This window comes from Alterinioella nitratireducens (assembly GCF_013155465.1).
GTDB classification, from domain to species: Bacteria; Pseudomonadota; Alphaproteobacteria; order Rhodobacterales; family Rhodobacteraceae; genus Alterinioella; species Alterinioella nitratireducens.
Window position 1 is genome coordinate 74,839 of sequence record NZ_JABJVX010000007.1, and the last position, 24,623, is coordinate 99,461.

Consider the following 24,623-nt stretch of genomic DNA (forward strand, 5'->3'; position numbering starts at 1 on the left):
ATCGTAGATGGGGATCATTGGATCCATCCACGTGACGGGTAGAAGAGATGAAATTCAGTAAAGTCAATATGATCGGTGCGAGTGCCCTTTTCCTCAACTCCACTTTCCCGACCTCGGCGGGTGCCGAGGAGGCGGGGCCGGATGTTCTGGTCAATATGTCGGCGCTGGCACCCAGCCTCTGGCTGGCCGTGCCGGCGTTCGGCCTGTGCATGTTCGGCAGTTGGGCCACCGCGCGCCGCCTCCAGAACCGCAAATACCGCCAATCGACCAGGTTGCTGCAAAGGCGGTTCGACAAGGAAATCCGCCTGCTCGATTCCGCGATCGACCAGCATTCCATCGTCAGCATCGCGGATCGGGATGGAAATTTCATAAAGGTCAACAAGAACTTCGAGGATGCGTTCGGCTATTCCAACGACGATCTGGCGGGGCAGAGCATTTCGGTTCTCTACGATATGGCCGAGGATGGCACCGACATGGCGGATGTCACCGGCAATGCCGATCCCCAATGCAGCTTCTCCGAGGTTCATCACGCCGTCAGCAGCGGCAAGGTCTGGTCCGGCGAACAGACCCTGCGCCGCGCCAACGGAGAGCTGATCTATGTGATGAGCACCGTCCTGCCGCATTTCGACGATGACGGGAACCATGTCCAGACCGTCAGCCTGCGTTCCGACATCACGCAGAAACGGACCAGCGAAATTCAGCGCCAGCTGACCCGGATGCTGGATGAACTTCAGGACGAGGTGTTCCTCTACGAGGTCGACACGCTGAATATCTCCTACCTGAACAAGAGCGCCCTGGCCCGCTGTGACTGGACCGTCGAGGACGTTGTCGGCAAGACCATCGCCGACACGTCGAGGGGCTTCTCCATTCCCGCTTTCCGCCAGCATGTCGCCCCCCTGATGGATGGCAGCCGCGATGTCGTGTCGATCGAAACCCGACACGAGAAAGGCCCGGTCGAGGTCAAGACGCGCATCTTCACCGATCCGAGCGGCAAGAAGGTATTCCTGTCGGTGCTGCGCGACACGTCCGAACGCAAGGAATTGCAGGTCGTGAAGATGGATACGATGGCGCGTGTCAGCCATGAACTGCGCACGCCGCTGACCTCGATCAAGGGGGCGCTGCGGCTGATCCAATCCGGTGTCGCCGGCAAACTGACGCCCGAGCTTCAGGGCATGATCGACATCGCGGCGCGCAACAGCGACCGGTTGCTTCTGATGGTCGATGACATTCTCATTCTTGAAAAGATGAACGCCAACAAGGCGAAATTCGAGATGCAGAAAACCAATCTCAAGGCCTTCCTCCAGGATGCCGTGTCGATCAACCAGGGTTTCGGCGACGAGCTTGGGGTGCGCTTCGTCATGGATGACGTGCCCGGGCAGCCGATGATCTCGGGCAATAGCGACCGCCTGATGCAGGTGATGACAAATCTCATGTCCAACGCCGCGAAATATTCCCCCAAAGGGACCGACGTGCGTGTCGGGATCGAGGACAAGGACGATAATTGGCGCGTCTATGTCACCGATTTCGGCCCCGGTGTTCCCGAAAGCGCGCGGGCGACGATCTTCGACAGTTTCACCCAGTTCGCCGCCGCCGATGGCACCACGCGCTCGGGCACCGGGCTGGGACTTCAGATCTGCCGCAAGATCGTGGATCTGCATGACGGCCGGATTTCCTTCCGCAGCGAGCCCGGCAAGCAGACGACATTCTATTTCGACCTGCCCAAACTGAGCACACCACCGGATCTGGTCGTGGTCAGCACCGCCAATCAAGCACGTTCGGCGCAGACCGGACGATCAACCGAAAAATCCGACCTGGTTCGGAAGGCTTAAGGGGAAGACATTATTATGGCTTTGAAAAAGATACTCCACGTCGATGACGATCAGGACATCCGGACAATCACCCAGATGTCGCTGGAAATGGTGGGCGGGTTCGAGCTGCAGCAATGCGCATCCGGCAAGGAGGCGCTGATCGTGGCGCCGCAGTTCCAGCCCGATCTGCTGTTGCTCGACGTGATGATGCCGGAAATGAGCGGCGAGGAGCTTTGGCACAAGCTGATGGAAATGCCCGAGTTCGCCGCCACGCCCGCCATCTTCATGACCGCCAAGGTCGAAAAGAGCTTTCTGACCCATCTGCTGGTCGACGGCGCCCTGGCGATCGTCGAAAAGCCCTTCGATCCGATGGAGTTGAGCCAGCAGATCACCGAGGCCTGGACGGCCCATCGCAACGCGGCCTAGCCGCGTCCACCCCCTTGGGCCGTGCCGTCACGGCACTTGACGGTCTCGCCCCCCGATCACCACGCAAGGCGTCCCGAAAAATGGTAGATTTCAGCTATCATGACATTGCACCCAGATTGGGATCGGTCTTCGCGCCGGCCAGACGGGATGTGCGACCGAACGGCCACCTGCCGACGCCGGTGAACCCGCGCCTGGAAAAGCGGCTGAAGGACTTTGCCCATGGCGGATTGTGCCTGCTGTGGAAACGGCAGAGCATGTATGTCTTCGTGTCGCTGCTGGCGGCGATCTATGTCAGCCCCGCCCTGGCCCTGGTCAGCCTTCTGGTCTGCCAAACCGCGGAGGTGTTCGATTTCTTCGTCTCCCGCGCGGTCGTGAACTGGAGGAACGGAACGCAACAGGAGGCGCTGCGCTTTCGGCACCTGCTGTTGCTGGCCTCGACCCTCAATGCCTCTGCCGTGTCGGCCTTCGCCATCGGTTTCGCGCTGCTGGAAGGGCCGGTGCCGCACCAGATGCCGCTCTTCATCCTGTTTGCCTCGGGGCTGTTCGCCGCCGTCAACAACCACCAGGTGCCGCGTATCCTGCTGGCGCGGCTGATCGTCTATGGCGCGGCGTTCCTGTTCATCCCGATCTTCGACCTGTGGCTGGTCCGCCCGCCGCTGACCTCGCCGCTCTGGCTGCAATTCGCCACCGCGATCTTCGTGCTCTATTTCGTCGTCGAATGCGCGCAGATCTTCCTGCGCCTCTACCGCGAGAACCTGGATCAACTCGACACCCTTCGTCAGGAACGCGACCGGGCGCAGGCCGCCTATGACGTGAAATCCAAGTTCGTCTCGACCGTCAGCCATGAGCTTCGGACGCCGCTGACCTCGATCAGTGGCTCGCTTGAGTTGCTCGGAAACGGCGTCTTCAAGACGCAGCCGGACAAGGCCGAGCAGATGCTGGACATCGCGCGCCGCAATTGCCGCCGTCTGGGGGCGCTGATCAACGATCTGCTGGACCTGCAAAAGCTGGAATCAGACAAGGCCGATTTCCGGATCGCGCGCACCGACATGAACGAGGTCGCGGAACAGGCCGTGCAGGCGATCGAATCGCTGGCCCTGAAAAAGGACATCACGATCACCTGTGATCTGAGCCGGACCGCCCTCTTCGCCGAGGTGGATGAGGCCCGGATGGGTCAGGTGCTGACGAACCTGCTGTCCAACGCGCTGAAGTTCTCGCACTCGCCATCCGAGATCATCGTCACCTCCGCGGTGGTCGACGAATTCGTCTGCATATCGGTTCAGGATCACGGCGTTGGGATACCGGACGGCTCGGAGGAGATCGTGTTCGGCCGCTTCACCCAGGTCGATAGCGGCGATGGCCGCAGCCAGGAGGGGACCGGTTTGGGCCTGAGCATCGCCAAGACCATCGTTGAACAGCATGGCGGGTTCATCAGCTACAAGAGCACGCCGGGCGCAGGCACGACATTCACCATGGGCGTCCCGCTTGCGGATAGCTGACCGCCCGTGCTTCCTTTTGCGTGCGGCCTCTGCCACAATTTTCCAATGACCGCCCGTTCCCTTCCCCGCCGCATGGCGGCCCGCTTTGTCGGCCACGCCCTGGCGCTGACCGCGCGGTTCATCACCGCCGTGCGCGCCGATTGGCGCGGGATCGAGCCGGTGGCCAAGCAGCGCGTCTATTTCGCCAACCATGTCAGCAATGCCGACATGCCGATGATCTGGACCGTCCTGCCTGTCCACATGCGCCGCCAGACCCGGCCCGTCGCGGCGGCGGATTACTGGCTCAAGACCAAGCTGCGCGCGTTTATCGGGCCGGAGGTCTTCAACTGCGTCCTGATCGACCGCCGCCCCGAGGCACGCAGCGAGGATCCGATGGAAAAGATATTGCAGGCGCTCGACGAAGGTTCCTCGCTGATCATCTTCCCCGAGGGCAACCGCAACATGACCGACGATCCCCTGCTGCCGTTCCGCGCCGGTCTCTACAACATGGGGCGCGCCCGGCCGCATGTCGATCTGGTGCCCACCTGGGTCGCCAACCTGAACGAGATCATGCCCAAGGGCGAGGTCATTCCCCTGCCGCTGATCTGCACCGTCACCTTCGGCGAACCGATCCACGTGGCAGAGGGCGAGGACAAGGACGCCTTCCTGAAACGTGCGGCGGAGGCGCTGGTGGCGCTGGCCCCGCAAGAGTCGGGCGGGCGCGCGTGATGGACCGCACGACGCTGGATATCCTGCTGCTCAGCCTCGGTGTCTTTGTCCTGTTGATCGCGCTGACCATGTTGGGCGAGGGGCTGCGCGCACGGGTGCCGCAGGGCCGGACCAACCCGGTCGTCGAGGCTTTCATGATGCGGGTCAACAGCTGGTGGGCGTTGGTCATCACGCTGGCCCTGGCGGTCCTGATCGGGCCCGTCGGTGTCATCCTGCTCTTCGCCTTCGCCAGCTTCGCCGCCTTGCGCGAGTTCCTGACCTATGCCCGCAAGGCGCGTGCCGATCACCTGTCGCTGGCGCTGGCCTGTTTCGTGATCCTGCCGCTGCAATACCTGTTCGTGGCGCTGGACTGGACCGGCCTTCTGACCGTGTTCATCCCGGTCTATGCCTTCCTGCTCCTGCCCATCGTCAGCGCGCTGCGCGGCGATGCCAGCGATTTCCTGGGCCGCGTGGCGCAGACGCAATGGGGGCTGATGATCTGCATCTACTGCCTCAGCCTTGTGCCCGCGCTGCTGACCTTCGACATGCCGGACGGATCTGACCGGTCGATCCTGCTGATCGTGTTCTTCATCATGGTGGTGCAGTTCGGCGACCTGTTCGAATATTACGCAGGCCGTCAGTTCGGCCGCCGCCGCATCGCGCCGGACCTGTCGCCGAAAACCATCGAGGGCGTGATCGCGGGCGTGCTGGCCGCAGCCGTGATCGGCGGGTTCCTGGGATGGATCACCCCCTTCGGCATGATTGGGGCGGCGGCGATGGCGGCGCTGGCCTCGTTCACCGGGCTTCTTGGCAGCCTCGTCTTCGCCGCGATCAAGCGCGACCGGGGCGTCAAGGACTGGTCGCACCTCATCCCCGGCCATGGCGGGTTTCTCGACCAGCTCGACAGCGTCATCTTCGCGGCGCCCGTATTTTACCACGTCACGCTCTTTGTCTGGGGATAGGGTTGAAGCCGAGGCCGCTCTCATGCTTGATGGGTGTCAGCCACAAAACGGGAATCTACAAAAATGAAAGCTTCTGGTTATGCCCTGGCCGCGCTGCTGCCGTTGATCGCTGCCTGCGCGACCCTGCCAAGCGATGAGACCGAGGGGACCGACCCCGGCATCGTCACCGAAGTGCCGGAGGAGGTCCGCGCCCTTGCCGCCCCGAACCAGAGCCTCGCGGTCGTGCGGATCATGCCCGAAGACGGCTGCTACTGGTATCAGCATAGCGGCCCGGTGGAGAATACGTTCCTGCCGCTGCGCACGCGCGAGAACCGGATGATCTGCACCCGTCCCAACGATCCCGTGCTGGCCGCGACAGGGGGCTGAGGCCGTCTGCCGACGCCCTGTCCACGTCCAAGACCCTATGTTCGCGGCAGCGGCACCACTGTTGTGTTTGCCGCATCCGGGGCCAGTTCCTCGAAGTCGAAATTGTCCAGCCGTTCGGCGCGTTTGCCCGCCCGCGCGCTGGCGGTCAGAATGCCGTCCACGTCGTCACCTGCCTGCCGCAGATGCGTTTCAAGCTTGCCTGCGCGTTCGCCGATGATCTCCACGTCGCGGTGGAGCTGCTTCAGCGCCTTGCGGATCTCACCGGCCTGTTCGCGCATCCGCGCATCCTTCAATACCGCGCGCATCGTGTTCAGCGTCGCCATGCAGGTGGTCGGCGAGACGATCCAGACGCGGGCGTCGAAGCCCGCCCGCACGACCTCGGGGAGGCGCGCGTGCAACTCGGCATAGACCGCCTCGGAGGGCAGGAACATCACCGCGCCATCGGCGGTTTCGCCTTCGATGATGTAGCGTTCTGAGATCGCCTTGATATGCACCCGCACGGCGGTGCCAAGATCGCGCAGCGCACGTTTCACCGCCTCGGGCCCCTCGGCCTCGGTCAGGGTTTCATAGGCCTCCAGCGGGAACTTGGCGTCGATCACCAGCGGCCCCGGCGGGTTCGGCAGGTGAATGAGGCAATCGGCGCGTTTGCCGTTCGAAAGTGTGGTTTGGAAACTGTAGGCGTCCGATGGCAGGGCCTTGGAGACGATATCGTTGAGCTGAATCTCTCCGAACATACCCCGGCGTTGCTTGTTCGACAGGATGTCCTGCAATCCCAGAACATCACCAGACAGCTTCTCGATATTGGCCTGCGCCTTGTCGATCTGTTCCAGCTTCTGTTGCAATTCGCCTAAGGAACGCGCGGTGCGGGTCGAGGTGCCGTGCAGCGTGTCGCCCATGCTTTTCTGGACTTCCTCCAGCCGCCGCTCCATCGCCTCCATCATCTGGGACTGGCTGCGCGCCTGCAATTCCGAGACATGAGTGAGCCCACCGGCCAACCGCTCCTGCCCGTTTGACAGCGCCTGCACAGTACCGCCGAGCGCGCCCATCTGATGCGCCAGGGGCTCCACCGCCCGCGCGGCACGGGTCGCGGCGGCCCCGGACCGCAGGACGAGCCAGAAGAGCAGGAGGAGCGCGGTGAGGGCGCCCGCGACAACCCATGTGACGGGGTCGGAGGTGTCGATCTGATAGCCGCCGATCTGGATCATGTGCGCCCAAAAAGCCTCTCGATATCGGCCAGCCTCAGCTCAACATAGGTGGGCCGGCCGTGGTTGCATTGGCCCGAATGCGGCGTCGCCTCCATCTCGCGCAGGAGGGCGTTCATCTCCTCGGCGCGCATCTGGCGGCCCGAGCGGATCGAGCCGTGGCAGGCGACCCGGCTCAGGATCGCCTCGATCCGGGCCTGGAGTGTCCCGCTTTCGCCGATGTCATCCAACTCGTCCAGGATATCGCGCAGCATCGCCTCGGCGTTGACGGGGCCGAGGATCGCGGGCGTGGCGCGCACGGCGATGGCACCGGGGCCGAAGGGCTCGATACTGAGGCCGAGGCGGCCCAGTTCGGTGGCCAGTTCCACGAGGCGCTGGCCGTCCTCCTCGCTGACCGGGACGATCTCGGGGATCAGCAGGGCCTGGGACGCGACGCCGGTTTCGGCCATCTGGCGCTTCAGCTTCTCATAGACCAGCCGTTCATGCGCGGCGTGCTGGTCGACGATGACCATTCCGGTCTCGGTCTGCGCGATGATGTAGTTCTCATGCACTTGCGCGCGGGCGGCGCCAAGCGGGCGGGTCGTCTCCTCGGTCGCATCCGCGACCTCCTCGACACGGGCCGAGGCGGGGGCGAAATCGGCTGGGGCCTCGTCCAGACCGGGGGCCTGCCAGCGGGCGGCATTGCCAAGGCTGCCCTGCGAGGGGCGGTCCATCTGATAGACGCGCGCGGGGCCGGGCTCATGGCGGCGGAACGCGCCGAGCGTGGCATCCGCGACGGTCGAGGAGGAGCGGTGCCCGGCCTCGGCCAGCGCGTGACGCAGCGCCGAGACGATCAGCCCGCGCGCGATCCCCGGCTCGCGGAACCGGACCTCGGCCTTGGCGGGATGCACGTTCACGTCCACCCGTTCCGGCGGGCAGTCGATGAAGAGGGCGACGGCGGGGTGCCGGTCACGGCTGAGGAAATCCGAGTAGGCCCCGCGCAGCGCGCCGATCAGCAGTTTGTCGCGCACCGGGCGGCCATTGACGAAGAGGAACTGCGCAATGGAGGAGCCGCGCGAATAGGTCGGCAGGGCGGCGTAGCCGATGAGGCGCAACCCCTCGCGTTCGGCGTCGATGGGCAGGGCGTTGTCGATGAACTCCCGCCCCATGACCCGGCCAAGCCGCGCGCCGAGCGCATCGAAGAGGTCGCCGGTCTCGGCATCGGTGCGAAAGAGGATGCGTTCATGCCCCTCGGAGATGTCGCGCAGGGTGAAGCCCACGGCAGGCTCGGCCATGGCGAGGCGCTTGACCACATCGGTGATCGCCTGCAACTCGGCCCGGTCCGAGCGCAGGAACTTGAGCCTTGCGGGCGTGGCGAAGAAGAGGTCGCGCAGCTCCACCACCGTGCCGGAGTTGAGCGCTGCGGGGCGCAGCACGGATTGCCGCCCGCCGGAGATCGCGATGGTATGCGCCCCGGTCCCCGCGGCGCGGCTGGTGATGACGAGGCGGCCGACGGCGCCGAGGGAGGGGAGGGCTTCGCCTCGGAAGCCGAAGGACTGGATGTTGAGCAGGTCTTTGCCGTCGATCTTGGAGGTCGCGTGGCGGGCAAGCGCGAGGGGCAGAGCGTCGGGGCCCATGCCGCAGCCGTCATCCGTCACCCGGATCAAGGCCTTGCCACCATTGGATATTTCCACGGTGATGCGGGTCGCGCCGGCGTCTATGGAATTCTCTACCAGTTCCTTGACGGCGGAGGCCGGACGCTCCACGACCTCGCCCGCCGCGATGCGGTTGATCGCGGCGTCGTCCAATTGGCGGATTACGGGCTGATCGCCGCCTATCTTGGGGTGAGGAATGGCCATGCCACAAGGGATAGCATGGGGCAGAACGATTCGGAAACATCAGATGGGGCAAACCGGCCCCGGATCGCGGCTGTGCACCCCCCGTACACCCCCCGATGCACCCCACGTGCATACCGCGTGTCACGAATTGGCAGGTTGGAGCCGGAATTATCTGGGCAGGCTATCGGCATGTCGTGAGGGCGCGGCGTCGCCTTCCTGCGCGACCTCGTCATGCACCCATTGCGAAAACTCCCGGATCATCGGGTCGGCGGATCGCGTTTGCGGGTAGGCCACCGAATAGATCACGAAGGGCATCACCACAGTGTCGAAGAGCCGGACCAGCCGCCCCTCGGCCAATGTCCCACGCACCACCGCGTCATAGGCGAGCGATACGCCCTGCCGGCGTTCCGCCGCAGTGGTCGCCAGTTCGCAATTTGGAAATTCCGGTCCGCGCGGAAAAACGGGCGGCATGATGCCCGCCAAGCGGAACCATTCGCCCCAGGCGTCCATGGTCTCATCATGAATCAGCGTGACGCGGCAGAGGTCTTCGGGGGCCTCGACGGCCTCGGCGGCCTTCAGCGCCGGACTGATCACCGGAAAGCGGCCCGATTGCATCAGGGGCTCGGTCACGACACCTGCAACTGGTGCATCGGCCCATTGGATCACCAGATCGGAATCGTTCGAGGAAAAATCCAGCGAGGGCGCGCCTGAGGAGACCCGAAGCCGGACCCGATTGCCGAACCGCAGCCGGTCGAGCCGGGGCACCAACCATCTTGCGGCGAAACCGGGTGTGCAGAGCACCCGGAACGGGCGATGTCCGGCCTCGCGGATCGCGCGGGTGGATTCGTCGAACGCATCCAGAAGCGTGGTCATCTTCCCGGCATAGGCCCGTCCAGTCAGGGTCAGGGACAGCCGATTGCCGCGCCGTTCAAACAGGGCCGTATCGAAATACTCTTCCAGCGCGCGCAACTGGTGGCTGACGGCAGACGGGGTGAGGCACAACTCTTCCGCCGCCGCCTTGACGCTGAGGGATCGCGCGACAGCCTCGAAGGCGCGCACGGCCGCGAAGGGGGGCAGTTTGCGGGCCAAACCAACGGGTGCCTTTCGTTGTTCCTGGGAAGATACGCATATCACGGGGCGGCGCGCGGGGCAAAACCGCCGGGTGGCGCGGTGGCGTGAATGCAATTCAACATGGGCTGAAAAACGCGCATTCGGCGGGGGCGGGAACCGCTGCTAGGCTTTCGGTCGTCAGCAATTTGTCAGTCAACCAGGAGTTCACCAATGTTTACGAAATTGCACAATCGCCCCGCGACCACCTTTGTCTTCGGCCTTGCAACCGGTCTTGCGGCCATGGCCGCCGGGCCCGTTCTGGCGACGATGACCGGCCCCTCCGAACATGTCGGGCTTGCTGTCGAGACGCTGGCCGAGCTTTCTGCCGAGACCATGGAAGCGACCATTGGCCTGGAAGGGTACACGATGCGGATGCGCGCCATCGAAATCGCGCCGGGCGGTCAGATCGCCGAACACAGTCACCAGGACCGGCCCGGTATCGTGACCGTGATCGACGGTGCCTGGGTCGAAGGCCAGCCCAATGGGGAACAGACCTTTGAGGCCGCAACCCTCGGCACCTTCCCCGAGCATGAAGACACCGTGCATTGGGTCTATAACCGCAGCGATGCCCCGGCGACGGCGCTGGTCTGCGATATAGCGCAGGAGAATTGAGGCGGGACAACGAGGCGGGGGCTGCCGCCGGGATACTTGCGGCCCCCCCTACTCCGCCCCGTCCAGCCCCTGCGGCTGGCCCACCACCACGACATGCAGCGCGTCGGGGTCCATCAGGCGGGCGGCCATGTCGCGGACATCGTCGAGGGTGACGGCGTTGACGCGGTCGTTGCGGGTGTTGATGTAGTCGATGGGCATGCCATCGGCCTGCATCCCCGCAAGGATGCTGGCGATGTTGGAATTGCCGTCGAAGCGCAGCGGGTAGGAACCGGTCATGTAAAGCTGCGCGGCCTCAAGCTCCTCCTCGGTCACGCCGTTCTCGGCCACCTCGGCCCATTCCGCGCGCAGCACGTCGATGGCCTCGGCCACCAACTCGTTCGACGAGGAAAACTGCCCCATCATCAGGGGGCCGTGATCGAAGAGGACGAGGAAGGTGCTGATGCCATAGGTGAGGCCACGATCCACCCGGACCTCCTGCATCAGGCGCGAGCGGAAATTGCCGCCGCCCATGATCTGGTTGAGCACGAAGGCCGGGAAAAACTCCGGGTCGTCGAAGGCGATGCCGCGATGGCCAAAGAGGGCGGTGGATTGCGGTGTCGGGTAGTCGATGACGGTGATGCCGCCCTCCAACTCGTAAGGCGCGTCTTCGGGCATGGGCGCGCCGGTCTCGGGCAGGTCGCCAAGCAACTCGTCGAGCAGCACGCCAAGCTCCTCGGGCGAGATGTCGCCCGCGGCACCGACATACATCCGGTCGCGGGCGAAGACGGCGCGATGCGCGTCGATCAGGTCCTGGCGGGTCAGCGCGGTGACGCTCTCAGACGTGCCCTCCTGCGGGCTGCCATAGGGGTGATCGCCGAAGGCCTGCGCGTAGAATTCGGTGCCCGCGATCTCGCTGGGGTCGTTGGCGTTGCGGTCGATGATGGCCAGCACCTGGCCGCGCACGCGGTCGAGGTCGTCCTGCTCGAAACTGGGTTCCTGGAGGGCAAGGCGCAGAAGCTCGGCGGCCTCGTCGCGATTCTGGGTCAGCATCTGGGCGGTGATCGAGACGGAATCGACGCTTGCGTCAAACCCGAACCGCGCCGCGAGGGTTTCGACGCGGGTGGCAAATTCACGCGAATCGAGGTCGCCCGCGCCTTCCTCGAGCAGACCGGTCATCAGGTAGGTCGCGCCGCGCTTTCCGGGCGCGTCCAGCGAGGTGCCCCCCTGGAACCGGATATCCAGCGCCACGAAGGGGATGGTGTCGTCCTGCACGAGCCAGGCGGTGATGCCGCCGGGCGAGGTGACTTGCCTGATATCGACCTGCGCCTGGGCGGGGGCGGCGAGGAGAACCAGGAAGGTGAGAAATGCGCGGATCATCATGGGGGCGTGTCCTTACTGGTCTTCTGGGGCGGTCAGATAGCCGGTGACGGAATGGGTCTCCTCGAAGATGAGGCGGGCGGCGTCCATCACCTCCTCTTCCGTGATCGAGGCGATGATGTCGGGCCAGGCCTGCACATCGGCCACGGTGAGGCCGGAGGTCAGCGCGGCCCCGTAGCTGCGCGCCAGTTGCCCGACATCGTCCTGCATGAAGATCTGGTCGGCGGCCCATTGGAACTTGATGCGCTCGAACTGTTCGGGGTCGATGCCCTCTTCCAGGAACTGCGCGATGACGCGGTCCATGTCGGCCTCGGCCTCCTCCAGTGTCACGCCGGGCACGGGGACGTTGAAGATCGAGAACACGGTGTCATCCAGGTTGGTGCCGCCATAGGAGGCGGAGGTGTAGAGCGCGCGTTCCTCCTCGACCTGGAGGATGCGCGGCATCAGCGAGGTCTGGCCGGAGCCGCCGAGGATGTTGGACAGCAGGGTGAGCGCCGCCGCCATGCGCTGATCGCCGGGGTCGCGTTCGGGGGCGAGGTAGCTGCGGATGACGTAGGGATCGGACACGCGCGGGTCTTCGTAATAGACGCGGCGGTCGGCGATGATGGGCGGGTCCATGGGCCGTTCGCGGGCTTCGATGCCCGAGGGCTCCAGCGGGCCGTAATATTGCTCGGCCAGGGCGCGGACCTCATCCGGCGTGACGTCGCCCGCGACGATGAGGATCGCGTTATCGGGCGCGTAATGGTCCTGGTAGAACTCGAAGACATCCTCGCGGCCAAGGGTCTCGACCTCATGGCGCCAGCCGATGATCGGGATGCGGTAGGGATGGGCCAGGTAGAGCGACGCGCGCATCTGTTCGGTGAAGAGCGCGCCCGCGCTGCTGTCGGTGCGCTGGGCGCGTTCTTCCAGGATCACGCTGCGCTCGGTCTCGATATCCTCATCCGTGAGCAGGAGGTTCCGCATCCGGTCGGCCTCCATCTGCATCATCAGCCCGAGCCGGTCGGCGGCGATGCGTTGGATATAGCCGGTGTAATCCCACGAGGTGAAGGCGTTGTCCGAGCCGCCATTGGCCTCGACCGTGCGCGAGAACTCGCCGTTTTCCAGCGTCTCGGTGGCCTTGAACATCAGGTGTTCGAGGAAATGCGCGATGCCGGAACTGCCGATGGGTTCATCCGCCGCGCCGGCACGATACCACAGCATGTGGACGACGACGGGGGTGCGGTGATCCTCGATCACGACCACCTGCAGGCCGTTTTCCAGGGTGAACTCGGTGACCTCGGCGGCCCGGGCGGGTCCGGTCAGGGCCATCGCGGCCAGTCCGGCGGCCAGCGCAAATCGCAGCATTCTCAACCTCTCAGATAGGATTGTCGCCCTTAGACATACGGGGTTTCGGTCCCGCATCAAGCGCACTGACGTCGATGTGAAGCTCAGTTGACGTTGCCGATGGATTGCGGCGGGGCGGCCGGCGTGCGGATCCCGGCGGCGCGCATCCTCTCAAGCTCGCGGTAGCGGTCCAGCGCCATCTGGCGATATGCGCGGTGATAGACATTGACGTTGAAGATGCGTTCCAGCAGGCGGCCATCGTTCTGGCGGCGGAACTCCAGGTCTTCGCGGGCCAGTGCGTCGCGGATGCCCGCCGCGACGCCGAAGCGGGTGGCGTGGGTCATCAGGCTGTTGCTGCCAGCCGCGGCGCGGTTCACGTCGCCGCCAAGGGCGGCCGCGACATCGGCCTCGGGGTCGGGATCGACGCGGTTCTGGCCGCCGAGCGTGGGGGCGGGCAGGGCGTTGAGGTCGGCGGGCATTTCCAGGGGACGGGTCGGCAGCACGCCGAACTCATCCGGGCCCTCGCCGGTGGCGCGCAGGTTCAGCAGGGTGGGATCCCCCTGTTCGCAGGCCGCCAGTGCCAAAAGCACCAGACCTATTCCCAAGCTCTTGCGAAACCTGCTCATTCAGCCACTCCTTTGCGCATGGTTTAACGCATGTTTTTCCTGCCGTCACGGGGTGATCTTCTTCGCATCCGCGAAGATCAGCAACCCGGCGGCCCCCGCAAAGATGGCGATATCGGCAATGTTGAATGTGTAGGGGTTCTGAAAGCCGCAACAGGTGGTGTTGAGGAAGTCCACCACCGCGCCGTAGATCACCCGGTCCAGCGCATTGGCCAGAGCCCCGCCGACGATGAGCCCCGCCGAGATCAGCGCCATGGTCCGCGTCAGCCCGGTGCGAGCCCACCACAGGATCCAGGCCGAGATGATCAGCGCGATGGCGATGAGGATCCAGCGCGTGGTCTCGGCGCTGTTGGCGAAGAGGCCGAAATTCACGCCGGTGTTCCAGCCGAGGCGGAAGGTGAGGATGCCGGGGATGACCTCGACCGGGCCGCGCGTGGCAAGCCCCAGCCCGTAGAGGATCCAGGTCTTGCTGGCCTGGTCGGCCAGAAAGGCAAGGACGGCGGCGATGAAGGTCAGGCGCATCGGGGTCTCCTTTCTCAGTGCCGGAAATGGCGCATGCCGGTGAAGACCATGGCAAGCCCCGCCTCGTCGGCGGCGGCAATCACCTCGTCGTCGCGCATCGAGCCGCCGGGCTGGATCACGCAGGACGCCCCCGCGGCGGCGGCCTCCAGCAGACCGTCGGCGAAGGGAAAGAACGCGTCCGAGGCGACGGCGGAGCCTTGCGTCAGCGGCGCGGGAAGGTCCATCGCCTCGGCCATGCGGCGGGCCTTTTTCGCGGCAATGAGCGCCGAATCCAGCCGGCTCATCTGGCCTGCGCCCACACCTACGGTGGCGCCGTCCTTGACATAGACGATGGCGTTGGACTTGACGTGTTTCGCGACCTTCCAGGCAAAAAGCAGATCGCGCATCTGGTCCTCGGTGGGCGCCAGCCTGGTCACGACCTTCAGGTCGTCCGGGCCGACAAAGCCCACATCCTTGTCCTGCACCAGCATGCCGCCCGCGACCTGCCGGTAGGTCAACCCGCCCGCCCGGGGGTCGGGCAGGCCATCGGTGGTAAGCAACCTCAGGTTCATCTTCTTGGCAAAAATACTCATGGCCCCATCGCTGGCCCCGGGCGCGATCACCACTTCGGTGAAGATACCGGCAATCTCCTGCGCGGTTTCCTCATCCAGCGGCTTGTTCAGGGCGACGATGCCGCCGAAGGCCGAGGTCCGGTCGCAGTCGAAGGCAGATCTATACGCCTCCAACAGGGTCTTGCCGGTGGCGACGCCGCAGGGGTTTGCGTGTTTGATGATGGCGCAGGCGGGGCCGTTGGCGGGGTCGAACTCGGCCACCAGCTCGAACGCCGCGTCGGTGTCGTTGATGTTGTTATAGGACAGCGCCTTGCCCTGGTGCTGGCGCGCTGTGGCGACGCCGGGGCGGTGCGTGCCATCGGTGTAGAAGCTGGCCGCCTGATGCGGGTTCTCGCCGTAGCGCAGGGTCTGCGCGAGCGTTCCGGCAAAGGCGCGACGGCGCGGGGCGGGATCATCCATGATCCCGGCCATCCAGGTCGAGACCGCCGCGTCATAGGCTGCCGTGCGCGCATAGGCCCGTTGCGCCAGCTTGCGCCGGAACCCGGGGCAGGTCGCGCCATCATGCTGGTCGAGATCGCCGAGCAGCTTGTCGTAATCCTGCACATCCACCACGACGGTGACAAAGGCGTGGTTCTTGGCCGCCGCGCGGATCATCGCAGGCCCGCCGATGTCGATGTTTTCGATGCAGGTGTCGACATCCGCGCCGCCTGCCACGGTGTCCTCGAACGGGTAGAGGTTGACGACAAGCAGGTCGATCTCCTCGATCCCGTGCGCCTGCATCGCCGCCCTGTGATCGGCATTGTCGCGCAGGGCCAAGAGCCCGCCATGCACCTTGGGGTGCAGCGTCTTCACGCGGCCATCCATCATCTCGGGAAAACCCGTCAGGTCGGCCACGTCGCGCACCTCAAGCCCCGCCTCGCGCATCGCGCGGGCCGAGCCGCCGGTCGAGAGCAATTCGACGCCCCGCGCGGCCAATCCTCGCGCAAACTCGATCAGCCCGGTCTTGTCGGACACGGAAATCAGCGCGCGGCGCAGGGGGATGTGGGTCATGGTCTCGTCCTCGATCTGATCAGAGCCAGTCATCGTCACGTTCATAGTCACGATGGCCGCGCGGGGTATCCGTGGGCTTGGCCAGGCTCCAGCTTACGGCGGACCCATAATCGGTCAGGCGGGAAGATAGAACGATCTGTTTTGTCGCGCGTGGCTTGAGGCGACCGGATTCGAGGTAGACGCTTTTCTCCAGGCTCAGGCTGGCCTCCTGCCCGTGGCGGAAGACCCAGGTTTCGCCGCCGCGCAAGGTCAGCGAGACGGCGCTGCCGTTCATGTCCAGCTTGGCCTCGATATCGGGGTGCAGGTGGAAGCGGACCGAATAGGGGATGCCGTCCATCGGCAGGCGGGCGATGACCCGGTCCAGCGTGTCGCGGTCCTGGGCGTCGAGGGCGGCCAGCCCGTCTTCGCCGCGCAGGAGGCGCCCGTCGTTTTCCAAGGACAGGCTGCGCAGATGCACAAGGCCATGGGTGCGGCGGTATCCGTCATGCGAAAAGGCGATGGCGCGGGCGGCGCCGGTCTCGGCCTCCTGCACCTCGACGGTTTGCGGCCCGTCGATCAGCGCCTGCCGCACCACACCTTGATGCGCCGCGCGGCGGCCAAGGCGAGACGATGAATAGCCCTCGATCGAGAGGGTGGAATGCGACGGCGTGGCCCGGCCCGCGCGCCGCCAGTCGGCCCCGAAACTGGCCCCGGAACCGCAATTCACGATCACGGGGCGGCGGCCGCTGGTCATCTCGAAGGCGAGCGTCGAGGCGTGCGAGTTGAGCGCGTCCGGCCCCATCATCGGGGGGCTTGCATCGACCACGATGGAGGTGCGCCCGGCAGAGAGGCGCGCGTATCCCATCGCCAGCCCCTTGAGGATCGAGGGCCGCACGCCCGATTGCGACAGCGCCTGATCCAGCCGCCCCGGCGCGCCGCGCCCGCCGCCCTGGAACCGGGCCAGCGCGCCATCGGCGTGGCGCAGGCTGCGCAGGGTGGGGGCGATGCGCATGATCGCGGTGTTGACGGCGGGGTCGGGTTTCTTGCCCGATTCCTGCAACACGGCGGCGGCCCAGGTCAGCAGGGTGAAGACGTTGAGCAATTCCTCGGGGTTGCGGGTGACGATGCCGCCCGAGGCGTCGATCTCATGCGCGCATTCCGAGGCCAGCGCGCGCAGGGCGGCGGGCAGGTGATGCTCCATCCCCGTCAGGGCGCAGGCGGAATAGATCAGGCCGGTCAGCGCCTCGAACCGGGGCAGCCCGTGCGAGGTGGCCCTCCAGCGCCGCGCGAGAAAGGCGGTCTGGCGGCCCAGGGCGGCGAAGAAGGCGCGGGTTTCCGCCGTGCTCTGCCCGCTCATCAGGAAGAGCGCGTGGCTGATCCAGCGGATCTGCCGTCGGCCCACCAGATCGGGCGTCCAGCCGGGGCCTTTGCCGGAACCATAGCGTTTCAGCCAATCGGCCAGCCAGTCCTGCGCCATGGGACGCCCCGAGCCGTCGGCGATCGCGGCCAGGTGGTCGAGCCATTCGAAGCCGTGCAGCTCATCCTCGAACGCGTCCGATGGGGGGTCGATCGCCCAGGGCAGATCCTCGGGCAGTTGCATGAGGACACCGGCGAAAAGCAGGTTGCCCGACATGAGCTGCCGCCCGCGCGTGTCCGAGCCGATGGAGCGGGGATCGGGCTGCGAGGTGAAGCCGCGCGCGCGGGGCGAGAACCCGGCCCGCCACGCCGCCCACCGGTTGACGGATCGCAGGATCCGTCCGGGTCGTTCCCGCAGGGAAATCGGGGCCGGGGACAGGGTTTCAGGCATCAGGGCGCGCTGGCTGCTCTCGTTTATGTTTTGAGAGCGAGGATACAGGCATCAGGGCTTTTGCAAAAGAGCCATGTAAAACCCGTCCATCCCGCCCCGTTCGGCCCAGTAATCAGGGCGCAGGCGCAGGCCGCCTTCGGGGCTGGCCCAGGTCACGTCGCCGCCAAGCGCGGTCGGATCGGTCGGGATCACCCGCAAACCGTCATGGCGTTTGAGCGCCGCCTTGACCTGATTCTCGCCCTCGTTCGGCAGGAGCGAGCAGGTGCAGAACACCATCCGCCCGCCGGGTTCGAGATGGGTCAACGCCTTGTCGAGCATCTGCATCTGGAGCTTGGTGAGCGCCTCCACCTCGTCCGCCGTCTTGACGAAGGGCAGGTCGGGATGGCGGCGGATGGTGCCGCTGGCCGAGCAGGGCGCATCGAGCAAGATGGCGTCATACTGCCCGCCCTCCCAGGTCAGCAGGTCGGCTGTAATGAGCGTGGCGGTCAGCTGCGTGCGGGCGAGGTTCTCGGCCACGCGGTTGAGGCGGTGTTCGGAGATATCCAGCGCGGTGACATCCGCGCCGCCTGCGGCCAGTTGCATGGTCTTGCCGCCGGGGGCGGCGCAAAGGTCGAGCACGGATTGACCCGTGACATCGCCCAGAAGGCGCGCAGGCATCGCGGCGGCGGCGTCCTGCACCCACCAGTCGCCCTGCGCGTAGCCGGGCAGGGCCGAGACCTGCGCGCCGGACAGCCGCAGCGAGCCGGTCGGCAGGGTCTCCGCGCCCTCCAGCGTGACGCCCGGTTTCGGGGTCAGGTCCAGCGGCGCGGGGCGTTCATGGGCGGCCTCGATGGCCTGCAATATGTCGGTCCCGTAGGCTTTGTGCAGCGGCTTGCGCAGCCAGACGGGCAGTTTCTGCGGCGGGGTCGCCTGCCACACCTCCCGCGCCTCGGTATCCACCTTGCGCAGCACCGCATTGACCAGCCCCGCCCCGCGCCGGGTGCGGGCGTTGCGTTTGGCGACCTCGACCAGCGAGCTGACGACGCCATGCGCCTCGGACCCGTCGACCAGCAGTTCCGCCGCGCCAAGGCGCAGGATGTTCTGCACCGCCATGTTGGGGCGACGTTCCAGGTAGGGGCGCAGCACGGCATCCAACCGGCCCAGGTGACGCAGCACGGTGAGGGTAAGACGCCCGGCGCGGGCGGCGTCCTCGGGCGGCAGATCGGGCGCGGAATGATGCGTCAGCAGACGCTTTTCCCAGAGCACGCCGTAAAGGTGATCCAGCGCCGCGCGGCGGGCGGAAAGGCCGGTCTCTGGCATCGGGCGCTCCTCTTGTCCTGACCCCCGGGGGGCGTATATCAAAGCCAAAGCCTTCACAAGGAGCCCCGCCGATGAGCGACCCGACAGACCGCCCCGACCTGCCCCCCGAAGCGCAACGCGCGCTGGCCGAGGCCGAGGCACGCCGCAAGGCGAAAGGCGAGGTCGCGCTGCCCACCGAACTGGGCGGCCGCGACGGACCGGAACCGGTGCGCTACGGCGATTGGGAGAAGAAGGGCATCGCGGTCGATTTCTGAGGGGGGTGAGTTTGCGGGCTCATTCGTCTTGTGCTGATGGCGATACGGTCAGTCGCCAGCGTAAGGGCACCACCTGATGCGCACCCGCGTTACCGCTGATGCGCATCCTGGACCTGCTTGTTCGTCTTGAAGGAACCTACCGTACAAATTTCTTGGTGCTTCAGCCGCTTGGGCTTTCACTCTCATTAAACACTCAACCGGGTGACGCTCTCATCGCTTTTCGTTGAAAAGCGACTGCCGCGTACGCCTTGACCCCAAAGCGTGAAGCCCAAGAAACCCGTCCTAGCGGACGAATTTCTTGTGCTTCAGCCGCTTGGGCTCCAGCGCATCCGCGCCCAGGCGGCGCTTCTTGTCTTCCTCGTAATCCTCGAAATTGCCTTCGAACCATTCCACATGCGCCTCGCCCTCGAAGGCCAGGATATGCGTGCAGATGCGGTCGAGGAAGAAGCGGTCGTGGCTGATCACCACGGCGCAGCCGGCGAAGTCCACCAACGCATCCTCAAGCGCGCGCAGGGTTTCGACGTCGAGGTCGTTGGTCGGCTCGTCGAGGAGCAGGACGTTGCCGCCTTCTTTCAGGAGCTTGGCCATGTGGACGCGGTTACGCTCGCCGCCTGAGAGCTGCCCGACCTTCTTCTGCTGGTCGCCGCCCTTGAAATTGAACGAAGAGCAATAGGCGCGGGAATTGACGCTGGCGTCACCCAGTTCGATCAGTTCGGCCCCGCCCGAGATCTCCTCCCACACAGTCGCATTCGGGTTCAGCGCATCGCGGGACTGGTCGACATAAGAGAGGTCAACCGTGTCGCCATATTCGATGGAGCCGCCATCGGGCTGTTCCTGGCCCGTCAGCATCCGGAAGAGCGTGGATTTGCCCGCGCCGTTGGGGCCGATCACGCCGACGATGCCGCCCGGCGGCAGGGCGAAGCTCAGATCTTCGACCAGAAGCTTGTCGCCATAGGCCTTTTGCAGGTTCTCCACCTCGATCACCTTGCCGCCGAGGCGGGGGCCGTTGGGGATGACGATGGTGGCGCGGGACAGTTTCTCGCGCTCGGAGGTTTCGGCCAGCTCGTTATAGGCGGCGATCCGGGCCTTGGACTTGGCTTGCCGCGCCTTCTGGCCCTGCCGCATCCATTCCAGCTCGCGTTCCAGCGTCTTCTGCTTGGATTTGTCCTCACGCGCCTCCTGCGCCAGACGCTTGGCCTTCTGCTCCAGCCAGGCGGAGTAGTTGCCCTCGTAGGGGATGCCGCGGCCGCGGTCGAGCTCCAGGATCCAGCCGGTGATGTCATCGAGGAAATAGCGGTCATGGGTGACGATCAGGATCGTGCCCTTGTAGTCAATGAGGTGCTGTTGCAGCCAGGCGATGGTTTCCGCGTCCAGGTGGTTGGTGGGTTCGTCCAGCAGCAGCATGTCGGGCGCTTCAAGCAGCAGCTTGCACAGCGCCACCCGGCGGGCTTCCCCGCCCGAGAGGTTTTCGGGCATCGCGTCATCGGGGGGGCAGCGCAGGGCTTCGAGCGCCACGTCGATCTGGGCGTCGAGATCCCAGAGGTTTTCGCTGTCGATCTCGTCTTGCAGCTGCGCCATTTCCTCGGCGGTCTCGTCACTGTAGTTCATTGCCAGCTCGTTGAAGCGGTCGAGCTTGGCTTTCTTTTCGGCGACGCCTTCCATGACGTTGTCGCGGACGGTCTTGGCCTCATCCAGTTGCGGCTCCTGCGGGAGGTAGCCGACACGCGCGCCCTTGGCGGCCCAGGCCTCGCCGGTGAAATCCTTGTCGATCCCGGCCATGATCTTCATCAGGGTGGATTTACCCGCGCCGTTGGGGCCGACGACGCCGATCTTGACACCGGGCAGGAAGCTCAGGCGGATGTTCTCGAAGCATTTCTTGCCGCCGGGATAGGTCTTGGAGACGCCATCCATGTGGTAGACATATTGGTAAGCAGCCATTGCGCATCCTCTGGGGAAAGTCCGAATTTCGCGCCTTGATATAGGGGATGAGAGGCAGGGGCAATCAGGCTGGCGGGAGGGCGGAGGCGGCGCCCGGATATGAGATTGTTGCCCCTGCCGTGGGGCTGAAACCGCGCCTCAGCGGTCCTGCCCGCGAGTGAGCAGGACCGGGTCGCCATGCGGCGTGTGCAGATAGGCGCGCGCCCATTCCTCCTTGCGGGAGGTGAGGTCGGAGGGGGTGAGGTCGGTGGCCTTAGTGGTCAGTTTTTCAAGGGCCGCGAGGGCGGCGAGGTAATAGGTTTCGGTCGTGTCCGGCTGCCCCCCCGCCTGCGCCGCGCGCAATTCGGCCCCGAGGGTGTCGGCCCAGTCGGTGGCGGAAAACCGGCCCGCCTGCACCAGTGTGTCGGCGATCGCCAGCACCTGCGCCTGCCACGCCTCGTCGAAGACCGGATCGCGGGGTTTCAGGGGATCATCGGGGCGGAACAAGGTAGCTTTCCCACAGTTCCAGCGTGACCGTGTCGGCGGGGTGGGCATCCGGCCCCCAAAGCTCGCGCGCGGTGAAGCTGATGGTGTAGAGGTGGTCGCCCACGTGGCGGCCCTTCGCGCCTTCATCGGGCAGCAGATGCGCGCCATGATGCGCGATGATGGTGCCGTGCCTGCCGCGCGCATAGCCGGGCAGGCGGGTGTGCGGCGCGGTGCCGTGATCCAGCGTCAACACCTTGTCTCCAATAGAGAATTTCGCCGGGGCATCGGGCGGGAGAGAGAAATCCGTGCACCCCGTGCGGACCTGTTCGACGACTTCCTGGGTGGTCTTTGCCGCCGCGCGCGGGGCAGGGTCGGCGACGTGGCCGGCCTCGATCTCCTGCAACGAGGCAATGCCGTCATCGGCGAAGATCATCAGGTAATTCGTGGCCCATTTCTCGAAATAGGACTGGGTCAGGTAGTCGGCGGGCACCATCATCTCCAGCCCGTGGCGGAACCAGTCGATGGTCATGGAAGGGACCAGCCCTTCGCGGGCCAGACCCCACATGCGGCGTTCCCAATCATGCGAAAAGGGCGCGTCGCCGGTGTCCACCGGAACGGGCCCGTGGCCCTGTTTGCCGCCGAGATCGTGGATGCCGTCCATGGCTCAGCCCTCCGCTTTCAGGTCGCGCTCGGTGCCGATCATGGAATTGCGGGTGACGATCCCGGCGAGGCGATCCGCGTCCCATCCGTCGGTGCCGTCGGGGCGTTGCGGCACCACGATATAGCGCAGCTCGGCGGTGCTGTCCCAGACGCGCAGGGCGACATCGTCGGGCAGGAACACGCCGAACTCGGCCAGCACGGCGCGCGGTTCGCGCACGGCGCGGGAGCGGTAGGCGGCGGATTTGTACCACGCGGGCGACATGCCCAGGATCGAGAACGGGTAGCAGGAGCAGAGCGTGCAGACGACCATGTTGTGTTGCGCATCGGTGTTTTCGACCGCGTGCAGGTGGCCGGTGGCGTTGCCTTCAAAGCCAAAATCCTTGATGGCCTCGGTCGCGTTCTCCATCAGGCGGGACTTGAAATCGGGGTCGGTCCAGGCGCGCGCGATGACCTGCGCGCCGCGCATCGGGCCGATATGTTCGGAATAGGCCTCGACCCAGGCGTCGATGGTCTCGGGCGCGACGAGGCCGCGTTCAATGGCGAGGCTTTCCAGCGCCTTGACGCGCAGCGCGGGGTCGGAAGGCAGGTGGCTGTGCAGGTGGCGGTGAAGCTCTGCGGCCTTGTCGCTGTCGAAACTGGTCATGGGATTTCCCTTTCGCGGGCAGGCTGACCGCTGCACAAGGGGCAAGTCAAGCCCAAGCCACTGGACTTGGCGGCAAAGCCCCGCGACAAAGGCCGTCATGATGCGTGCCGGATTGCCATATGCCTGCCCCGGTCAGACCGTGGGCCTGTTCGGGGGGTCGTTCGACCCGCCCCATGCGGGCCATGTCCATGTCAGCCGCGAGGCGCTGAAGCGGTTCGGGCTGGACCGCGTCTGGTGGCTGGTCAGCCCCGGCAATCCGTTGAAGCGCGAGGGGCCTGCGCCGCTGGAACGGCGGATGCGGGCGGCGCGGGCGCTGGTCACGCATCCGCGCATCGAGGTCACGGATATAGAGGCACGGATCGGCACGCGCTATACGGCGCAGACGCTGGCCCGCCTCTTCGCGCTCTATCCCGGTGTGCGCTTCGTCTGGCTGATGGGGGCCGACAGCCTTGCCGATCTGCATCGCTGGCAGGATTGGCAATGGATCGTCGAGAATGTCCCGATGGGGGTGCTGGCGCGGCCCGGTCAGAGGATCTCGGCCCGGTCGGGCAAGGCGGCGCGGGTCTACCGGGATTGGAAAGTGCGGGCATCGGCGGCGGGCGGGCTGGCCCATATGGTCGCGCCCGCCTGGTGTTTCCTGAATGTGCCGATGGTGGATGTGTCGTCGAGCGAGATCCGGGCGCGGGGCGAGTGGAGCCGTTAGGGCCGCTCGCGCAATGTCAGGCTGGCGAGGCCGGTGACGATGAGGAGCGCCAGGCCGAGCGTGGCGAGAAGGTCGGGCAGGTCGCCGAAGACGATCCAGCCAAGGGCCGTGGCCGCGACCAGTTGCATGTAGACGAAGGGGGCCACGCGCGAGGCGGGTGCGAGGCGCAGGGCCAGGATCAGGAGCAGGTTTCCAAGCATGGAGCCAAGCGCCGAGGCACTGGACAGCGCCACCACCGGCAGGGTGAGCGGCGGCATGGTCATCAGGCCGAAGGGGGCCAACACCAGCGCCCCGATGACAAGCTGCGTCAGCATCAGCGCGCGGGGCCGTCCGACCTGCGCCAGCCAGCGCGAGGCGGTGAGGAAGCCGCCATAGAAGGTGCCCGCCAGCACCGCGAAGCCAAGCCCCGGCGTCATGCCGAAGCCGGGTTTGACAACCAGCAGAACCCCCATGAATCCCAGCAGAAGCAGCAGCGTGCGGATGGGCGTGATCGGCTCTCGCAACAGGAGGGCGGAGAGGAAATAGCTGAGGATCGGGCCGACGAAAAACGCGCCGAAGACATTGGCCATGGGTTCCGTGCGCAGGGCGGTCAGGATCGAGGTGACACCGCCGACGACCAGAAGTGCCCGCAGCCACACCCGCCAGTCAAGGAAAAGCCGCATTGGCATCGCGGTGGTGACAAAGGGGGCCAGCAGGATCGCACCGATGGCAAAGCGGCTCCAGGCGATGAAGACCGGATGCACGCCCTGGGCCTCGCCCAGGATCTTGCCCGCCGTATCCCCCGCCGGGATCAGGCACATGGCAAGGAGGACGAGCGGCAGCGCCTGGCGGATCGGATGGGTCATGGCCCCGCGCATATGAGGTTTTTGTGACCGGCGAAAGGGTTGAGATAACGCCGCCTTTTGGGTTTAGTCGGGGGGACAGAAGGGTTTTTGACAAAATGGTTTCAAGACGCCTGTTT

At 65.6% G+C, this 24,623-nt stretch carries 24 protein-coding genes; 9 read left to right on the top strand and 15 right to left on the bottom strand.

The window, feature by feature from the left end; all coding sequences use genetic code 11:
• Nucleotides 1–68 precede the first annotated feature (68 nt).
• From HNS34_RS12760 to HNS34_RS12785, 6 genes are all read left to right on the top strand, one after another.
• Entirely contained in the window at nt 69–1,829 is a 1,761-nt protein-coding gene (locus HNS34_RS12760) for a sensor histidine kinase (protein WP_172320462.1), read from the top strand.
• 15 nt (nt 1,830–1,844) lie between these two features.
• The gene (locus HNS34_RS12765) at nt 1,845–2,234 is read left to right on the top strand and encodes a response regulator (protein WP_172320463.1); all 390 of its coding nucleotides are present in this window, start codon (nt 1,845–1,847) and stop codon (nt 2,232–2,234) included.
• A gap of 80 nt (nt 2,235–2,314) precedes the next feature.
• Nucleotides 2,315–3,733 carry a sensor histidine kinase gene (locus HNS34_RS12770; RefSeq protein ID WP_172320464.1) on the top strand — a complete coding sequence of 473 codons (1,419 nt, stop codon included), beginning with the start codon at nt 2,315–2,317 and terminating at the stop codon, nt 3,731–3,733.
• A gap of 45 nt (nt 3,734–3,778) precedes the next feature.
• Nucleotides 3,779–4,441 (top strand): lysophospholipid acyltransferase family protein, encoded by a 663-nt coding sequence (locus HNS34_RS12775; protein ID WP_172320465.1) that lies wholly within the window; start codon nt 3,779–3,781, stop codon nt 4,439–4,441.
• Nucleotides 4,441–5,382, top strand: a complete 942-nt coding sequence (locus tag HNS34_RS12780; RefSeq protein WP_172320466.1) for a phosphatidate cytidylyltransferase — start codon at nt 4,441–4,443, stop codon at nt 5,380–5,382. Before HNS34_RS12775 ends, HNS34_RS12780 begins: the two co-directional genes overlap by 1 nt.
• 63 nt (nt 5,383–5,445) lie before the next feature.
• Nucleotides 5,446–5,748: a hypothetical protein gene (locus HNS34_RS12785; protein ID WP_172320467.1), complete on the top strand. Its 303-nt coding sequence runs from the start codon at nt 5,446–5,448 to the stop codon at nt 5,746–5,748.
• A gap of 35 nt (nt 5,749–5,783) precedes the next feature.
• Here HNS34_RS12785 and HNS34_RS12790 read toward each other — a convergent pair whose 3' ends face one another.
• The 3 genes from HNS34_RS12790 to HNS34_RS12800 all read right to left on the bottom strand — a co-directional run bounded on the left by HNS34_RS12790 (nt 5,784) and on the right by HNS34_RS12800 (nt 9,856).
• The gene (locus tag HNS34_RS12790; RefSeq protein WP_172320468.1) at nt 5,784–6,953 is read right to left on the bottom strand and encodes a DNA recombination protein RmuC; all 1,170 of its coding nucleotides are present in this window, start codon (nt 6,951–6,953) and stop codon (nt 5,784–5,786) included.
• The gene (gene mutL, locus HNS34_RS12795; protein ID WP_172320469.1) at nt 6,950–8,788 is read right to left on the bottom strand and encodes a DNA mismatch repair endonuclease MutL; all 1,839 of its coding nucleotides are present in this window, start codon (nt 8,786–8,788) and stop codon (nt 6,950–6,952) included. The genes HNS34_RS12790 and mutL overlap by 4 nt, the downstream gene beginning before the upstream one ends.
• Before the next feature lie 147 nt (nt 8,789–8,935).
• Nucleotides 8,936–9,856: a LysR substrate-binding domain-containing protein gene (locus tag HNS34_RS12800; protein WP_172320470.1), complete on the bottom strand. Its 921-nt coding sequence runs from the start codon at nt 9,854–9,856 to the stop codon at nt 8,936–8,938.
• 192 nt (nt 9,857–10,048) lie between these two features.
• Between HNS34_RS12800 and HNS34_RS12805 the strand changes: the two genes are divergently transcribed.
• Nucleotides 10,049–10,489, top strand: coding sequence for a cupin domain-containing protein (locus tag HNS34_RS12805; RefSeq protein ID WP_235952722.1), 441 nt, complete (start codon nt 10,049–10,051; stop codon nt 10,487–10,489).
• Nucleotides 10,490–10,537: 48 nt separating this feature from the next.
• Here HNS34_RS12805 and HNS34_RS12810 read toward each other — a convergent pair whose 3' ends face one another.
• The 7 genes from HNS34_RS12810 to HNS34_RS12840 all read right to left on the bottom strand — a co-directional run bounded on the left by HNS34_RS12810 (nt 10,538) and on the right by HNS34_RS12840 (nt 18,999).
• Nucleotides 10,538–11,848, bottom strand: coding sequence for a M16 family metallopeptidase (locus HNS34_RS12810; protein WP_172320471.1), 1,311 nt, complete (start codon nt 11,846–11,848; stop codon nt 10,538–10,540).
• Nucleotides 11,849–11,860: 12 nt separating this feature from the next.
• Complete coding sequence (locus HNS34_RS12815; protein WP_172320472.1) at nt 11,861–13,189, bottom strand: M16 family metallopeptidase; 1,329 nt, start codon at nt 13,187–13,189, stop codon at nt 11,861–11,863.
• 83 nt (nt 13,190–13,272) lie between these two features.
• Nucleotides 13,273–13,794 (bottom strand): DUF3035 domain-containing protein, encoded by a 522-nt coding sequence (locus HNS34_RS12820; RefSeq protein ID WP_172320473.1) that lies wholly within the window; start codon nt 13,792–13,794, stop codon nt 13,273–13,275.
• Nucleotides 13,795–13,839: 45 nt separating this feature from the next.
• Nucleotides 13,840–14,313, bottom strand: coding sequence for a signal peptidase II (gene lspA, locus HNS34_RS12825; protein WP_172320474.1), 474 nt, complete (start codon nt 14,311–14,313; stop codon nt 13,840–13,842).
• A 14-nt stretch (nt 14,314–14,327) separates the two neighbouring features.
• Nucleotides 14,328–15,947 carry a bifunctional phosphoribosylaminoimidazolecarboxamide formyltransferase/IMP cyclohydrolase gene (gene purH, locus HNS34_RS12830; protein ID WP_407925863.1) on the bottom strand — a complete coding sequence of 540 codons (1,620 nt, stop codon included), beginning with the start codon at nt 15,945–15,947 and terminating at the stop codon, nt 14,328–14,330.
• A complete protein-coding gene (locus tag HNS34_RS12835; RefSeq protein WP_172320475.1) occupies nt 15,934–17,700 on the bottom strand; it encodes a heparinase II/III family protein in 1,767 nt (588 codons plus the stop codon). The genes purH and HNS34_RS12835 overlap by 14 nt, the downstream gene beginning before the upstream one ends.
• A gap of 51 nt (nt 17,701–17,751) precedes the next feature.
• On the bottom strand, nt 17,752–18,999 hold the full coding sequence (locus HNS34_RS12840) for an RsmB/NOP family class I SAM-dependent RNA methyltransferase (protein ID WP_172320476.1): 1,248 nt from the start codon (nt 18,997–18,999) through the stop codon (nt 17,752–17,754).
• Nucleotides 19,000–19,070: 71 nt separating this feature from the next.
• Between HNS34_RS12840 and HNS34_RS12845 the strand changes: the two genes are divergently transcribed.
• Entirely contained in the window at nt 19,071–19,253 is a 183-nt protein-coding gene (locus HNS34_RS12845; protein WP_172320477.1) for a DUF1674 domain-containing protein, read from the top strand.
• A 282-nt stretch (nt 19,254–19,535) separates the two neighbouring features.
• Here the strand turns inward: HNS34_RS12845 and ettA are convergent, their stop codons facing one another.
• The 4 genes from ettA to nthA form a co-directional block, all read right to left on the bottom strand.
• A complete protein-coding gene (gene ettA / locus HNS34_RS12850; RefSeq protein WP_172320478.1) occupies nt 19,536–21,191 on the bottom strand; it encodes an energy-dependent translational throttle protein EttA in 1,656 nt (551 codons plus the stop codon).
• Nucleotides 21,192–21,329: 138 nt separating this feature from the next.
• On the bottom strand, nt 21,330–21,677 hold the full coding sequence (locus tag HNS34_RS12855) for a nitrile hydratase accessory protein (protein WP_172320479.1): 348 nt from the start codon (nt 21,675–21,677) through the stop codon (nt 21,330–21,332).
• Nucleotides 21,661–22,317 (bottom strand): nitrile hydratase subunit beta, encoded by a 657-nt coding sequence (nthB, locus tag HNS34_RS12860; protein WP_172320480.1) that lies wholly within the window; start codon nt 22,315–22,317, stop codon nt 21,661–21,663. The genes HNS34_RS12855 and nthB overlap by 17 nt, the downstream gene beginning before the upstream one ends.
• A gap of 3 nt (nt 22,318–22,320) precedes the next feature.
• Nucleotides 22,321–22,959 carry a nitrile hydratase subunit alpha gene (gene nthA, locus HNS34_RS12865; RefSeq protein ID WP_172320481.1) on the bottom strand — a complete coding sequence of 213 codons (639 nt, stop codon included), beginning with the start codon at nt 22,957–22,959 and terminating at the stop codon, nt 22,321–22,323.
• Nucleotides 22,960–23,059: 100 nt separating this feature from the next.
• On the opposite strand from nthA, the gene HNS34_RS12870 reads away from it, so the two are divergent.
• Nucleotides 23,060–23,662, top strand: a complete 603-nt coding sequence (locus HNS34_RS12870; RefSeq protein WP_172320626.1) for a nicotinate-nucleotide adenylyltransferase — start codon at nt 23,060–23,062, stop codon at nt 23,660–23,662.
• Here HNS34_RS12870 and HNS34_RS12875 read toward each other — a convergent pair.
• Complete coding sequence (locus tag HNS34_RS12875; RefSeq protein ID WP_214647485.1) at nt 23,659–24,507, bottom strand: DMT family transporter; 849 nt, start codon at nt 24,505–24,507, stop codon at nt 23,659–23,661. The two genes, HNS34_RS12870 and HNS34_RS12875, sit on opposite strands and share 4 nt — an antisense overlap.
• Nucleotides 24,508–24,623 lie beyond the last annotated feature (116 nt).

Excerpts from the sequence above, each read along its gene's own strand:
- HNS34_RS12760 (WP_172320462.1), top strand. The coding sequence starts at position 69 with ATGATCGGTGCGAGTGCCCTTTTCCTCAACTCCACTTTCCCGACCTCG.
- HNS34_RS12765 (WP_172320463.1), top strand. The coding sequence starts at position 1,845 with ATGGCTTTGAAAAAGATACTCCACGTCGATGACGATCAGGACATCCGG.
- HNS34_RS12770 (WP_172320464.1), top strand. The coding sequence starts at position 2,315 with ATGGTAGATTTCAGCTATCATGACATTGCACCCAGATTGGGATCGGTC.
- HNS34_RS12775 (WP_172320465.1), top strand. The coding sequence starts at position 3,779 with ATGACCGCCCGTTCCCTTCCCCGCCGCATGGCGGCCCGCTTTGTCGGC.
- HNS34_RS12780 (WP_172320466.1), top strand. The coding sequence starts at position 4,441 with ATGGACCGCACGACGCTGGATATCCTGCTGCTCAGCCTCGGTGTCTTT.
- HNS34_RS12785 (WP_172320467.1), top strand. The coding sequence starts at position 5,446 with ATGAAAGCTTCTGGTTATGCCCTGGCCGCGCTGCTGCCGTTGATCGCT.
- HNS34_RS12790 (WP_172320468.1), bottom strand. The coding sequence starts at position 6,953 with ATGATCCAGATCGGCGGCTATCAGATCGACACCTCCGACCCCGTCACA.
- mutL (WP_172320469.1), bottom strand. The coding sequence starts at position 8,788 with ATGGCCATTCCTCACCCCAAGATAGGCGGCGATCAGCCCGTAATCCGC.
- HNS34_RS12805 (WP_235952722.1), top strand. The coding sequence starts at position 10,049 with ATGTTTACGAAATTGCACAATCGCCCCGCGACCACCTTTGTCTTCGGC.
- HNS34_RS12810 (WP_172320471.1), bottom strand. The coding sequence starts at position 11,848 with ATGATGATCCGCGCATTTCTCACCTTCCTGGTTCTCCTCGCCGCCCCC.
- HNS34_RS12815 (WP_172320472.1), bottom strand. The coding sequence starts at position 13,189 with ATGCTGCGATTTGCGCTGGCCGCCGGACTGGCCGCGATGGCCCTGACC.
- HNS34_RS12820 (WP_172320473.1), bottom strand. The coding sequence starts at position 13,794 with ATGAGCAGGTTTCGCAAGAGCTTGGGAATAGGTCTGGTGCTTTTGGCA.
- lspA (WP_172320474.1), bottom strand. The coding sequence starts at position 14,313 with ATGCGCCTGACCTTCATCGCCGCCGTCCTTGCCTTTCTGGCCGACCAG.
- purH (WP_407925863.1), bottom strand. The coding sequence starts at position 15,947 with ATGACTGGCTCTGATCAGATCGAGGACGAGACCATGACCCACATCCCC.
- HNS34_RS12835 (WP_172320475.1), bottom strand. The coding sequence starts at position 17,700 with ATGCCTGAAACCCTGTCCCCGGCCCCGATTTCCCTGCGGGAACGACCC.
- HNS34_RS12840 (WP_172320476.1), bottom strand. The coding sequence starts at position 18,999 with ATGCCAGAGACCGGCCTTTCCGCCCGCCGCGCGGCGCTGGATCACCTT.
- HNS34_RS12845 (WP_172320477.1), top strand. The coding sequence starts at position 19,071 with ATGAGCGACCCGACAGACCGCCCCGACCTGCCCCCCGAAGCGCAACGC.
- ettA (WP_172320478.1), bottom strand. The coding sequence starts at position 21,191 with ATGGCTGCTTACCAATATGTCTACCACATGGATGGCGTCTCCAAGACC.
- nthB (WP_172320480.1), bottom strand. The coding sequence starts at position 22,317 with ATGGACGGCATCCACGATCTCGGCGGCAAACAGGGCCACGGGCCCGTT.
- nthA (WP_172320481.1), bottom strand. The coding sequence starts at position 22,959 with ATGACCAGTTTCGACAGCGACAAGGCCGCAGAGCTTCACCGCCACCTG.
- HNS34_RS12870 (WP_172320626.1), top strand. The coding sequence starts at position 23,060 with ATGCGTGCCGGATTGCCATATGCCTGCCCCGGTCAGACCGTGGGCCTG.
- HNS34_RS12875 (WP_214647485.1), bottom strand. The coding sequence starts at position 24,507 with ATGACCCATCCGATCCGCCAGGCGCTGCCGCTCGTCCTCCTTGCCATG.